Annotated in this window: 9 protein-coding genes; 6 read left to right on the top strand and 3 right to left on the bottom strand. The window is 72.1% G+C overall.

Features of this window, described 5'->3' with window-relative positions; translation table 11 throughout:
- Positions 1–486: 486 nt before the first annotated feature.
- Positions 487–1,161 carry a PAQR family membrane homeostasis protein TrhA gene (trhA, locus tag BU198_RS01220; RefSeq protein WP_188294922.1) on the bottom strand — a complete coding sequence of 225 codons (675 nt, stop codon included), beginning with the start codon at positions 1,159–1,161 and terminating at the stop codon, positions 487–489.
- 284 nt (positions 1,162–1,445) lie between these two features.
- Between trhA and BU198_RS01215 the strand changes: the two genes are divergently transcribed.
- Positions 1,446–3,287, top strand: a complete 1,842-nt coding sequence (locus tag BU198_RS01215) for a phosphoenolpyruvate carboxykinase (GTP) (protein ID WP_188294921.1) — start codon at positions 1,446–1,448, stop codon at positions 3,285–3,287.
- Between the two features lie 177 nt (positions 3,288–3,464).
- Here the strand turns inward: BU198_RS01215 and BU198_RS01210 are convergent, their stop codons facing one another.
- Positions 3,465–4,679, bottom strand: coding sequence for a pyridoxal phosphate-dependent aminotransferase (locus BU198_RS01210; RefSeq protein WP_188294920.1), 1,215 nt, complete (start codon positions 4,677–4,679; stop codon positions 3,465–3,467).
- A gap of 249 nt (positions 4,680–4,928) precedes the next feature.
- Here BU198_RS01210 and BU198_RS01205 point away from each other — a divergent pair, with 249 nt between their 5' ends.
- Positions 4,929–5,645, top strand: coding sequence for a prepilin peptidase (locus BU198_RS01205; RefSeq protein ID WP_188294919.1), 717 nt, complete (start codon positions 4,929–4,931; stop codon positions 5,643–5,645).
- 223 nt (positions 5,646–5,868) lie between these two features.
- Here the strand turns inward: BU198_RS01205 and BU198_RS01200 are convergent, their stop codons facing one another.
- Positions 5,869–7,482 (bottom strand): chitinase, encoded by a 1,614-nt coding sequence (locus BU198_RS01200; RefSeq protein WP_188294918.1) that lies wholly within the window; start codon positions 7,480–7,482, stop codon positions 5,869–5,871.
- 401 nt (positions 7,483–7,883) lie between these two features.
- On the opposite strand from BU198_RS01200, the gene BU198_RS01195 reads away from it, so the two are divergent.
- The 4 genes from BU198_RS01195 to BU198_RS01180 all read left to right on the top strand — a co-directional run.
- Positions 7,884–8,678 carry an isoprenyl transferase gene (locus BU198_RS01195; RefSeq protein WP_188294917.1) on the top strand — a complete coding sequence of 265 codons (795 nt, stop codon included), beginning with the start codon at positions 7,884–7,886 and terminating at the stop codon, positions 8,676–8,678.
- A 247-nt stretch (positions 8,679–8,925) separates the two neighbouring features.
- On the top strand, positions 8,926–10,260 hold the full coding sequence (locus tag BU198_RS01190; protein ID WP_188294916.1) for a PhoH family protein: 1,335 nt from the start codon (positions 8,926–8,928) through the stop codon (positions 10,258–10,260).
- Positions 10,261–10,694: 434 nt separating this feature from the next.
- Positions 10,695–11,468 (top strand): transglycosylase SLT domain-containing protein, encoded by a 774-nt coding sequence (locus BU198_RS01185; RefSeq protein WP_188294915.1) that lies wholly within the window; start codon positions 10,695–10,697, stop codon positions 11,466–11,468.
- A gap of 525 nt (positions 11,469–11,993) precedes the next feature.
- Positions 11,994–13,547: AI-2E family transporter (locus BU198_RS01180; protein ID WP_188294914.1), on the top strand; the 1,554-nt coding region annotated here is incomplete at its 3' end.

The raw sequence follows: 13,547 nt of genomic DNA, 5'->3' as shown, positions 1-13,547 counted from the left end.
GGCGCGCGCCCGCGCGGCCGGTGCGGCGTGGACGCCGGAGCCCCCGGCGTTCCGGGCGCCGGCCGGGGCGTCGTGGGAGCCGTACCGGGAGTCGCACGGCGAGCAGCACCACGCGCACGGTGAGTACCACCTGCGCGGCGAACACCAGCCCGCGCGGCCGGTGCGGCGTGGACGCCGGAGCCCCCGGCGTTCCGGGCGCCGGCCGGGGCGTCGTGGGAGCCGTACCGGGAGTCGCACGGCGAGCAGCACCACGCGCACGGTGAGTACCACCTGCGCGGCGAACACCACGACGCGTACGCCGGGCACCAGCACGGGCCCGGGCCGCTCCACGGCCAGGACCCGCAGTCGGAGCCGGGCGCCGCCGATCACCCGCCGTATTCGCGCCGCCCGCAGATCCGGGCCCCGTACGAGCGGCCCTGGACGGCGGAACGGGCGGTCGCCCGGTCCGTGGACCGTTCGACCGCCCGTCGGGGTGCGGCGCCGGGATCAGCCGGCCGTGCTGTACGCCACCAGTGAGACGCCGACGTACTGGACGATGAACGCCCCCAGGGTGAAGGCGTGGAACACCTCGTGGAACCCGAACCAGCGCGGTGAGGGGTTGGGCCGCTTGAGCCCGTACACCACGCCGCCGATGCTGTAGAGCACCCCGCCGACGATCATCAGCACCAGGACGGCGACTCCGCCGGCGCGCAGGAAGTCGGGCAGGAAGAAGGCGGCGGCCCAGCCCAGCGCGAGGTACACCGGCGTGTACAGCCAGCGCGGCGCGCCGACCCAGAACACCCGGAACGCGATGCCGGCCAGCGCGCCGCCCCAGACCGCCCAGAGCAGCAGCTGCTGGTCGGCGCCCTTGAGCAGCAGCATCGTGAACGGCGTGTAGGTGCCCGCGATGATCAGGAAGATGTTCGCGTGGTCCAGCCGGCGCAGCACGGCGTCCCCGCGGGGCCCCCAGTCGAAGCGGTGGTACACCGCGCTGACCCCGAACAGCAGCCACGCGCTGACCGAGTAGATCGCGCAGGCGATCTTGGCGGGCGTGGAGTCCGCCAGGCAGATCAGCACGATCCCGGCGGCCACCGTGGCGGGGAACATCCCGGCGTGCAGCCAGCCGCGCCACTTCGGCTTGCTCTCCGTGAGTGCGCTCTCCCCGAGTGCAGCAGCAGTCATGCGCTGCATGCTACCCGCTACCTACGGCTCCGTAGGTTACTCACGCGTAGGAAGTGGCGGTCGTCACTCTTGGACGTTTTGGAGCATTTGAAGTGTGGCGCCGCGCACTTCGTCGGGGGAGACCGCAGCTTGTTACTCATGAGTAATCATACTTGCAGTAGTAAAGGGTGCGTCAATTTCGACGCTTCGCCGCGTTCCGGCCCCAAGTCCGGAGCTACGCTGCAAGCACCCTCAGACCCCCGCGACGCCGTCTCCTCGCCGAGATGGCGTGAAACGGAGCGATCGTGTCGTACGAGATCTCTGCTCTCAGCGCATCCGCGCCCACCCGCCACAAGCAGCTGCTCGCTTGGGTGAGCGAGATCGCCGAGCTCACCCAGCCGGACCGCATCGAGTGGTGCGACGGTTCCGCCGAGGAGTACCAGCGCCTCGCGGACCTGCTGGTGGCTCAGGGCACCTTCAAGAAGCTCGACGAGGAGAAGCGCCCCAACTCCTACTACGCCGCCTCGGACCCCACGGACGTGGCACGCGTGGAGGACCGCACCTACATCTGCTCCGAGCAGGAGAAGGACGCCGGCCCGACCAACAACTGGAAGGCCCCCGCCGAGATGCGCGAGGTCTTCCAGGGCGAGCAGGGTCTCTTCCGCGGCGCGATGAAGGGCCGCACGATGTACGTCGTGCCCTTCTCGATGGGCCCGGTCGGCTCCCCGCTGGCCGCGTACGGCGTCGAGATCACCGACTCCGCCTACGTCGCCGTCTCCATGCGCGTGATGACCCGCATGGGCCAGGCCGTGCTGGACCAGCTCGGCGAGGACGGCGACTTCGTCAAGGCCGCGCACACCGTCGGCGCCCCGCTCGCCGAGGGCGAGGCGGACGTGGCGTGGCCGTGCAACAGCACCAAGTACATCTCGCACTTCCCGGAGACCAGGGAGATCTGGTCCTTCGGCTCGGGCTACGGCGGCAACGCCCTGCTCGGCAAGAAGTGCTACGCGCTGCGCATCGCCTCGACCATGGCCCGCGACGAGGGCTGGCTGGCCGAGCACATGCTCATCCTGAAGCTCACCCCGCCGGCCGGTGCCACGGGCGAGCCGGAGGCCAAGTACGTCGCGGCCGCCTTCCCCTCGGCCTGCGGCAAGACCAACCTGGCCATGCTCCAGCCGACCGTCCCGGGCTGGAAGGTCGAGACGATCGGCGACGACATCGCCTGGATGCGCTTCGGCGCCGACGGCCGCCTGTACGCCATCAACCCCGAGGCCGGCTTCTTCGGCGTCGCCCCCGGCACCGGCGTGGACACCAACGCCAACGCCATCGACACCCTCTGGGGCAACACCGTCTTCACCAACGTCGCCCTCACCGACGACGGTGACGTGTGGTGGGAGGGCCTCACCGAGGAGCCTCCGGCGCACCTGACCGACTGGCGCGGCAACGACTGGACCCCCGAGTCCGGCACCCCGGCCGCCCACCCGAACGCCCGCTTCGCCGTCCCGGCCGCGCAGTGCCCGACCATCGCCCCGGAGTGGGAGGACCCGGCGGGCGTGCCGATCTCGGCGATCCTGTTCGGCGGCCGCCGCGCCACCGCCGTCCCGCTGGTCACCGAGTCCTTCGACTGGCAGCACGGCGTCTTCCTCGGCGCCAACATCGCCTCCGAGAAGACCGCCGCCGCCGAGGGCACCGTCGGCGAGCTGCGCCGCGACCCGTTCGCGATGCTGCCGTTCTGCGGCTACAACATGGGCGACTACTTCGCCCACTGGCTGAAGGTCGGCGCCCGGGCCGACGCCGCCAAGCTGCCGAAGATCTACTACGTCAACTGGTTCCGCAAGAACGCCGAGGGCGCGTTCGTCTGGCCCGGCTACGGCGAGAACAGCCGCGTGCTCAAGTGGATCGTCGAGCGCCTGGAGGGCACCGGCGAGGGCGTCGAGACCCCGATCGGCGTGCTGCCGACCGTCGAGGGCTTCGACCTCGGCGACCTGGACCTGTCCAAGGAGGACCTCGACCTGCTCTTCACCGTGGACGCCGACATCTGGCGCCAGGAGGCCGCCCTCGTGCCGGCCCACCTGGAGACCTTCGGCGACCACACCCCGAAGGAGCTGTGGGACGAGTACCGGAACCTCGTCGCGCGCCTCGGCTGAGCCTGAGCCTCAGCCGCGAGAGAGGCGGACGCGCGGCACGAACCGCGCGCCCGCCGAGCGACAGGACGGCCGGAGTTCCGCCGGGCGATCTTTCCCCGACCAAGGAGATCGCCCGGGCCGGGACTCCGGCCGTAGTGTTCTCCGGGCCGTGGTGTTTTCCGCCCCCGGCGGCCTGCCCTACGGCTGGACGTAGCCGTCGAGGAAGTCGCCGATCCTGGTCACCGCGTCGGTGATCTCCTCCGCCCGGGGCAGCGTGACCAGCCGGAAGTGGTCGGGCTCCGGCCAGTTGAAGCCGGTGCCCTGGACCAGCAGGATGCGCTCGGAGCGCAGCAGGTCGAGCACCATCCGGGCGTCGTCCTTGATCTTGTGGACCTTGGGGTCCAGCCGGGGGAAGGCGTACAGCGCGCCCTTGGGCTTGACGCAGCTGACCCCGGGGATGCGGTTCAGCAGCTCGTACGCGGCGTCGCGCGAGGCGTGCAGCCGGCCGCCGGGCAGCACCAGGTCGCGGATCGACTGCCGCCCGCCGAGCGCGGCGGCCACCGCGTGCTGCGCCGGCATGTTGGCGCACAGCCGCATCGAGGCGAGCACGGTCAGGCCCTCGATGTAACTGCGGGCCCGCTGCCGGTCGCCGGAGAGCACCATCCAGCCGGAGCGGAAGCCGGCCACCCGGTACGCCTTGGACAGCCCGTTGAAGGTGACGCAGAACAGGTCCGGGGCCAGGGTGGCCAGCGGGACGTGCTCGGCGTCGTCGTAGAGGATCTTGTCGTAGATCTCGTCCGCGTAGACCACCAGCCGGTGCCGGCGGGCGATCTCGACGATGCCCTCCAGCACCTCGCGCGGGTAGACCGCGCCGGTCGGGTTGTTGGGGTTGATCACCACGACGGCCCTGGTCCGGTCGGTGACCCTGGCCTCCATGTCGGCGAGGTCCGGGTACCACTCGGACTGCTCGTCGCAGCGGTAGTGCACCGCGGTGCCGCCGGCCAGGGAGACCGAGGCGGTCCACAGCGGGTAGTCCGGCGCGGGGACGAGCACCTCGTCGCCGTCGTCCAGCAGCGCGGTCATGGCCAGCTGGATCAGTTCGGAGACGCCGTTGCCGAGGAAGACGTCGTCGACGGAGAGGCCGTGCAGCCCGCGGTCCTCGTAGTGCATGACCACCGCGCGGCGGGCGGAGAGCAGGCCCTTGGAGTCGCCGTAGCCGTGCGCGTTGGCGAGGTTGCGCAGGATGTCCTGGAGGATCTCCGGGGGCGCCTCGAATCCGAAGGTGGCGGGGTTGCCGGTGTTGAGCTTGAGGATGCGGTGGCCCTGTTCCTCCAGCCGCATCGCCTCGTCGAGCACCGGGCCGCGGATGTCGTAGCAGACGTTGGCGAGCTTGCTGGACTGGATGACCTGCATGTCCGCCTACTTTAGGGGTACGGAGGGGCCGTGCGGCGGCTCTCCGGAGGAGTGCTTCCGAGGGCTCGAACAGCCCCCTTGGATCGGCAGGCGGGGGTGGCGGGCGGCCTTCCGAACCGGCGGTGGGATGTCCGGAATGCTCCTGTACGCGAGGAGCGCCGTCGCGCGGTGGTGCGGAAGGAGACGGACGGCACACCGCCCGGCGCGGGAGGATGTGGCCGGTGCGTCGATCGAGGAGGGGGAACGCCGATGGGTCCGGTCGTGGTCGCGGCGGTGCTGGTCGGTCTCCTGGTGGCTCCGCTGTTGCGCGGACTGGTCGCCCGGTTCGCGGTGCCGGAGGGCGAACCCTGGTGCGAGGACTGCCCGTCCTGCGGGCGCCCGGCGCGCCTGCTGCCGCCGACCGGGCGCTGCCCCGGCTGCCGGGAGCGGCTGGGCGCCGGCCCCTGGACGGTGGAGGCGGTCGCGGCGGCGGTCGCCGTCGCGGTGGGGTACGCGGCGGACCGGCCGGTGGTGGTGACTCTGGCGCTGGTCTGGGCGGCGGCGCTCGGCGTGGCCCTCGGCTTCGTCGACGCGCGGGTGCGCCGGCTGCCGTACCGGCTGACCCTGCCACTGCTCGGCGGGGTGACCGCGCTGCTGCTGGCGGCGGCGCCGACCGCGGGCCCAGGGGTGCCGCTGCGCTGCCTGCTGGTCGCGCTCACGGTCGGTGGGGTGCTCGAACTGGCCGTCTGGCTGGGCGCGTTGGGCCCCGGCGACTCCCCGCTCGGCCTCGCGCTGGGCGGGCTGCTCGGCTGGTACGGATGGTCGGTGGCGCTCGGCGGGCTGTTCGCCGCGATGGTGCTCGCCGGGCTCTGGGCCACCCTGCGGGCCGCCGCCGCGCTGGCCCGCCGCCGGCCGGTGCGCGGACTCGACCTCCCGGTCGGCCCCTTCCTGCTGCTCGGCGCGCTCACCGCGGTCCTGGCGCGGTGAGCGCGGACCCGGCACGAGCGGAGCCGTTCCCCGTAGCCCCGTCCCGCAGAACGGTCCCGCGGGACCGTCCCGAAGAGCCGTCCCTAATAGAGGGGACAGCGGGAACGGAAGAGCCCGCCGTACCGGTTCGGTACGACGGGCCCCGCCGCCGACGCGCAGGCCCCACCCTCAAGGAGCGGCGCGCCGGGGGAGTTGAGCTCTCGGAGGCCTGGGCCTCGTGCCGTTACGGCATCTTGTGGACGAACGGGCCGACCGCGTTGGAGAACGCGTTGCCGTTGTTGACGTCCCAGTTGGTCGACCAGGTCATCGCGCCGCGGATGGTGGGCCACTTGGCCGGCGGCACGAAGCTGCCGCAGTTGTTGCCGGTGGCCAGGCAGTCCAGCGCGTTGTTCACCACGGTCGGCGAGACGTAGCCGCCGCCCGCCGCCTTGGTGGAGGCCGGGACGCCGATGCCCACCTGGTCCGGCCGCAGGCCGCCCTGGATCTGGGTGCAGACCTGGGAGGTGATGAAGTCGATGGTGCCCTGGGTGTAGACCTTGCCGTCGCAGCCGTTCATGCCGCCCGAGTTGTAGAACTGGGTGTTGACGACGGTGAGGATGTCCTTGGTCTTCAGCGCCAGCTGGAAGTAGGCGCCGGAGGTGCTGTACATCCCGATGGTCTCGGGCGCCATGGTCAGGACGAAGCCGGGGCCGACCTTGGCCTGCAGGGCGTGCAGCGCGTCGCCGAGCGGGCCGGCCTGGACGCCGTTCTCCAGGTCGACGTCGATGCCGTCGAAGCCGTAGTCCTTGATGATCGCGTAGGCGCTGTTGACGAAGTTGGCGCCGGCGGTGGCGTCCCCGACGGTGATCGCGCCGTTCTGGCCGCCGATGGAGAGGATGACCTTCTTGCCGGCCGCCTGCTTGGCCTTGACGTCGGCGCGGAACTGGGCGTCGGTGTAGCCGCCGAGCGCCTTGGACAGGCCCGGGTCCAGGGTGAAGCTGATCGCGCCGGTCTTGGTCGGCACGGAGTCGGCGAAGGACACCGCGATGATGTCGTACGCGCTCTGGACGTCGCTCAGCCGCTGCACGGTCGAGTTGTTGTCGAAGTTCTGCCAGTAGCCGGTGACCACGTGGGCGGGCAGACCGGTGACCGGCGGGTTGGTGCTGGTCGGCGTGGCGGTGGGGGTCGCCGTCGGGGTCTGGGTGGGCGTCGCGGTCTGGGTGGGCGTCGGGGTCGCCGTCTTGGTGGGCGTCGCGGTGGCCGTCGGGGAGGCGGTGGCCGTGGGGGTCTGGGTGGGAGTGGCGGTCGGCGAGGGGGTGCCGGTGCCGCCGGGGCCGATCAGCGCGACGTCGTCGGCCAGGTAGGCGCTCTGGCCGTACCAGCCGTGCAGGTAGACGGTGACGCTGGTGGCGTTCGCCCCGGTGGTGAAGGTGGTGGACAGCTGGTTCCAGCTGTTCTGGTTCGACCAGACGGACGGGTCGGTGCCGCCGGTGCCGCGGGCGCCGAGGTAGGTGTACGGGCCCTGGACCCACGCGCTCAGCGTGTAGCTGGTGTTGGGCAGCACGCTGATGGTCTGGGTGCACTCGGCGGTGTCGCCGGCGCCCGGGGTGGCCTGGAGCGCGCCGGTGCCGGAGTGGACCGGGGAGGAGACCGTGGTCGCGGCGCCGGCGCAGACCCAGCCCCCGAGCCCGCCGTCGAAGCCGCCGTTGGTGACCAGGTTGCCGACCGCGGCGCTGGCGCCGCCGGCGAAGAGGGCGAGGCCGCTGCCTGCCAGGGCGAGGGCGGTGGCACCGGCCGCGACGACCGGGAGGGGGCTGCGTCGACGCTTGTGCGAAGGCTGGTTCAGCGTACGGGCCATGGGGTGGCGCTCCTGGGGGAGGAGCGGCCGCCGCGGTGGGGGGCGCGGCGGCCGCGTGTGGGGGAGGGGAGGTCCGAAGTGAGCCTGTGGGGCGGAGGAGAGGAGGATCGTTCCGTCCCGGATCAAAAGCTGGACTAGACCATTGCTGGTCGTCAAGCATCGGACGAACGGCTTACGGTTCCGTTAAGGATTCGGAGACCGTTCCGTGTCCGCGCCCCGTGCGCCCCCGAACGCTTCCGTGACCCCTCGGGACGACCCCCGACACGCCGGTCGCGACAGACTTCGTACAGGACCGTGACCAGACCGCTACCTGCGGCTTTACCGTGCACCTGCGCGCCGGAGTAGGCTGCGCCGGGGGCGGTGACGCACCAGTTGCAACGAGTACGGAGGGGCCGCGAAACATGGGTCTGCGCGATGTCGTCGAACGGACGCCGGGTCTGCGCACCCTGCTCGGCGGGATGTACGGGCTCTACGGCCGACGGGTCGAGGTCCACCTCGCGCGCACCCCGCACCACATCGGCGTGATCCTGGACGGCAACCGCCGCTGGGCGAAGGCGACCGGCGGCTCCACCGCGTACGGCCACCAGCGCGGTGCGGACAAGATCAGCGAGTTCCTCGGCTGGTGCGACGAGACCCACGTCAAGGTCGTCACGCTGTGGATGCTCTCCACCGACAACCTGGACCGCCCGGCCGACGAGCTGGTCCCGCTGCTCGGCATCATCGAGGACGCCGTCACCGGTCTGGCCGCCGCCCGCCGCTGGCGGGTCAACCCGGTCGGCGCGCTGGACCTGCTCCCGCAGCACACCGCCGACGTGCTCAAGCGCGCCGCGGACCAGACCGCCGGGATCGACGGGATAACGGTCAACGTCGCGGTCGGCTACGGCGGCCGGCACGAGATCGCCGACGCCGTCCGCTCGCTGCTCCAGGAGCAGGCCGGACGCGGCACCTCGATCGAGGAACTCGCCGAGGTCCTGACCGTCGAGCACATCTCCGAACACCTGTACACCCGCAACCAGCCCGACCCGGACCTGATCATCCGCACCTCGGGCGAGCAGCGGCTGTCCGGTTTCCTGCTCTGGCAGAGCGCGCACAGCGAGTTCTACTTCTGCGAGGCGTACTGGCCGGCCTTCCGCAAGGTCGACTTCCTGCGCGCGCTGCGGGCGTTCGAGCAGCGCCACCGGCGGATGGGGCTGTAGCCGGGGGCGGCGGCCCCGGTCCCGGGGCCCGGCCCCGGCCGTCCGGGGAAAATGACCGCCGTAGGCCTGGCCTACCCGGCGGCCGCGCGAGGCCAAACGTTCACCGGCAATGATCCGTCAGTTCGCCGGGGGCGCGAATGCACCGTTCCCCGCCTGGGAATACTCCAGTCAGTCCGGTCCCGGGGCCACCGGGGCAGCGGGGCCGGCTTGCCGCGGATGACGCAGGGTCATCCGCTCTGGAGGCCTAGTGGTCAGTTCCAAGAGCCGCCGGACACCAGACCGGCGCACGTACGTTCTCGACACCAGCGTGCTCCTGGCGGACCCGCTCGCCATGACCCGCTTCGAGGAGCACGAGGTCGTCCTCCCGGTGGTGGTCGTCACCGAGCTGGAGGCCAAGCGGCACCATCCGGAGCTGGGCTACTTCGCCCGCCAGGCGCTGCGGCTGCTCGACGACTACCGGGTCCGCCACGGCCGGCTCGACGAGCCGATCCCGGTCGGCGAGCTCGGCGGCAGCATCCGGGTCGAGCTCAACCACTCCGACGTGTCGATACTGCCGGCCGGCTACCGCTCCGGCGGCGGCGAGGCGGACACCCGGATCCTCGCGGTCGCCCGCAACCTCCAGGCCGAGGGCTACGACGTCACCGTCGTGTCCAAGGACCTGCCGCTGCGGATCAAGGCCAGCTCGGTGGGGCTGCTCGCCGAGGAGTACCGGGCCGAGCTGGCGATCACCTCGGGCTGGACGGGCATGTCCGACCTGCACGTCCCGGCGGACCAGGTGGACGCGCTGTTCGCGGCCGGGCACGACGTCGCGCTGGACGTCGACGGGGCCGCCGAGCTGCCCGTCCACACCGGGCTGGTGCTGACCTCGGAGCGCGGGCGCGCGCTCGGCCGGGTCACCGGGGACGGCCGGGTGCGGCTGGTGCGCGGCGAGCGCGAGGCGTTCGGGCTGCGCGGGCGCAGTGCCGAGCAGCGGGTGGCGCTGGACCTGCTGCTCGACCCGGAGATCGGCATCGTCTCGATGGGCGGCCGGGCGGGGACGGGCAAGTCGGCGCTGGCGCTGTGCGCGGGGCTGGAGGCGGTGCTGGAGCGGAGGCAGCACCGCAAGGTGATGGTCTTCCGGCCGCTGTACGCGGTCGGCGGCCAGGAGCTCGGCTACCTGCCGGGCTCCGAGGCGGAGAAGATGGGCCCCTGGGCGCAGGCGGTCTTCGACACCCTGTCCGCGGTCACCACCCCGGACGTGATCGAGGAGGTCATCTCCCGCGGGATGCTGGAGGTGCTGCCGCTGACCCACATCCGGGGGCGCTCGCTGCACGACGCCTTCGTGATCGTGGACGAGGCGCAGTCGCTGGAGCGGAACGTCCTGCTGACGGTGCTGTCCCGGATCGGCCAGGGCTCGCGGGTGGTGCTCACCCACGACGTGGCGCAGCGGGACAACCTCAGGGTGGGCCGCTACGACGGCGTGGTGGCGGTGGTGGAGAAGCTGAAGGGCCATCCGCTCTTCGCCCACATCACGCTCACCCGCTCGGAGCGTTCGCCGATCGCGGCGCTGGTCACGGAGATGCTGGAGGACATCCACCCGTGATCCGCACCTGACCGGTACATAGTCGGACAATACGGTCAACTTGCGGCCTGGAGCCCGTTCCTGACGGAGCGGGCTCCACCCGTTTCATCACATCGAGTGCTTTCTGTCAGGGAAACCGCCGGACGGTGAATGTGACATGCGCCACGCAGGCGGGAATTGCGTCGACCGTGTCCGGTGCGGCATGGTGAGGGTTCTGTCAGGCCCCGCGTACGGCGCGGCAGGGCTCCCGGACTCCGGGAGTCAGGCCCCGGAAGGTCCACCAACTCCGGTCGGTGGACGCACAATTGAAGACCGTTGAGCCGTACGCCGCCCGAATTCCAACGCCCGGTCGCCTCACCTCGGCCGGACGCCGGGCCAGCACCTCCCGTGACCAGAGCACCGTGCGGAGGTCCGTGCCAAGGGGCATCTTGCGCCCGTACGGTCACGCGTGGGCGATGCTGGAAGGAATTCATGTGACTCGGATCTCGGTCCGGGGAGTCGCTGTGGCCTCCGCCACCGCCGTCACCGCTGTCGGTGCCGTCGTGGGTATGGCCGCTGGCAGCGAGGGCAAGGTGACGCAGACGGTCGACGTCGCCGGCGCGACCCTGCTTGCCGAAGTCCCCTCTGGCGCCCAGGCGCAGACCATCAGTGACAACATCGGCCAGCAGGCATCCGCCCAGCAGGCCTCCGCCGACGCCGCCGCGAAGGCGGCCGCGGAGCAGAAGGCCGCCGAGGAGGCCGCGCGCCAGCAGGCCGCCGCGGACGCCCAGGCGAAGGCCGACGCCCAGGCCAAGGCCGACGCGGAGAAGGCCGAGGCGGACAAGGCGGCCAAGGCCGCGGACGAGAAGCGCAAGGCCGACGAGGCCGCCGCCAACCGTTCCAAGTCCCGTTCGGCGATGACCGCCGTCGAGGACAGCGCGCCGCCGGTGTCGGTCAGCCCCGGCTCGGTCCAGGACCAGGCCCGGCAGATCGTCGGCAACGACGCGCAGTTCCAGTGCTTCAGCCAGATCGTGAAGCGCGAGAGCGGCTGGGACTACACCGCGACCAACAAGAGTTCCGGCGCGTACGGCCTGGTCCAGGCGCTGCCCGGCACCAAGATGGCCTCGGCCGGTGCCGACTGGCGCACCAACCCGAGCACCCAGATCAAGTGGGGCCTCAGCTACATGAACTCCCGCTACGGCAGCCCCTGTGGCGCGTGGTCGTTCTGGCAGTCGCACCACTGGTACTAGGATCGGCCGCCGCTCCGGCGGCGCCGTTCACCACGGCCCCCGGCCGCTCGCCCTGTTCGGGCGGGTGACCGGGGGCCGTGGCGTCTGCCGGTTCGGGCGGCCCCGGGCCGAAGTGCTCCCGGGCCGGGGCGTGTTCCGCGGTCCGCGGGGAAGAAGCGGACCGCGCCGCCCGGGCCGCGCTGACCAGTGCGCCTTCGGGCGGTGCGGTCCCGGGTGCGGACGCGGGGCGCGGAAAGGGGTCCTGGTTGCTTCCCGCACCGGCCGGTCCGCCGGCAGTTGGCCGTGGGACGACCTCGGTGGCTCGGCCCCGGGGTCTCGTCCCGACTCCTCCCCAGCGAAGTGTGTCCGAAACCATCTGAAACCTGGCGATTTGTCCGGTCATCGGGATGGACGGTTCGAGTCGAACAGGTCGGCGACCGGACTCGCCGCGCCCGTGCCGGGTAGCGTCATCCCTGACGGCCGCGGCAGGACCCGCGGCGTACCGCCGGGCACGGCGGGTTCGGCAGGGGAGCGGTGGTAGCGAGGATGGCGCGGGGCGGAAAGGCCTTCAAGGCCGTGGCCAAGGGCATGGCCGTGGTGGCGAGCACGGCCGCCGTGATTGAGCGGCGCCGCCGTGCCGCGATGGCGGCGGACCTGCACGACCCGGCCGTCCCGGCGCCGGCCGACGGGCGGGTGCCGGCACTCGCCGACGGGCGCGTCCCCGCGCTCGTCGAGCGGCCGGGGCCGGTCCCGGTCCCGCGGGGCGACTCGACTCCGGCGGTGCCGACGGGCTCCGCGGTCGACACGGTGAAGGCGGGCGACGCGGTCGGCACGGTCCAGGTGGCGCAGGCGGCGGAGGTGGCCCCGCCGGCCGCCGCGGCGGCTCCGGCCGTCGCGCCCGCACCGACCGCGCACGCCGGGCTCGGACGGGAGTACCACCCCGGCCGCCCGGCCACGCCCGCCGAGGCGGTGCCGTGGGGACTGCGGGTGGCCGCCGAGTCGACCTGGCGGCTGCTGCTGCTCGGCGCCGCGCTCTACGTCGTCTTCTACGTGGTCGACATGCTGCGGCTGGTCGCCTTCTCGGTGCTGGCCTCGCTGCTGATCACCGCGCTGCTGGCGCCCTCGGTCTCCTGGCTGCGGCGGCGCGGGGTGCCGCGCTCGCTCGCGGCGGGCGGGGTGTTCCTCAGCGGTCTGGCCGGGATCGGGCTGGTCGGCTGGTTCGTGGTCTGGCAGGTGACCACCAACCTGACGGTCGTCACCAACCAGGTCAAGACCGGCGTCAACCAGCTGAAGGACTGGCTGATCACCGGTCCGCTGCACCTGACCGAGCAGCAGATCACCAACTTCGCGGATCAGATCACCAAGGCCATCACCACCAACACCGACCGGCTCACCTCGGTCTCGCTCACCGGCGCGCAGATCGCCGTCGAGGTGCTGACCGCGGTGATGATGACCTTCTTCAGCACCTTCTTCTTCCTCTACGACGGCGAGCGGATCTGGACCTGGCTGATCCGCGGGCTGCCCAGGCGCTCCCGCTTCGCGATGGCCGGTGCCGGTCCGAAGGCCTGGACCACGCTCACCGCCTACGTGCGCGGCACGGTCTGCGTGGCGTTCATCGACGCGGTCTGCATCGGCATCTGCATCGACCTGCTGGGTGTGCCGCTGGCGATGCCGCTGGCCGTGATCATCTTCCTGGGCGCCTTCGTCCCGCTGGTCGGCGCGCTGGTCACCGGCACCGTCGCGGTGCTGATCGGGCTGGTCACCCAGGGGCCGTGGACGGCGCTGATGGTGCTGGTGGTGCTGGTCGCGGTGATGCAGGTGGAGAGCCACATCCTCCAGCCGCTGATCCTCGGCCGGGCCGTACGGGTCCATCCGCTGGGCGTGGTCCTCGGCGTCGCGGCCGGCGGCATCATCGGCGGCATCGGCGGTGCGGTCGTCGCCGTCCCGCTGATCGCCGTCACCAACACCGTGGTCTCCCACCTGCGCCGCCGCAACGAGGCGGGCCAGGCCGTCTTCACCGCGCTCGAAGCGGCCCGCGAGGCCGCCGAGCGGACGGCGGCCGGCCACCCAGGGCCCGCCCAGCCCGGGCCCGCTCAGCCC

It is taken from the genome of Streptomyces sp. CBMA156, from assembly GCF_014596515.1.
GTDB lineage: Bacteria > Actinomycetota > Actinomycetes > Streptomycetales > Streptomycetaceae > Kitasatospora.
The sequence above is the reverse complement of the archived record's forward strand: the minus strand, read 5'-3'. Positions and strand labels throughout refer to the sequence as shown.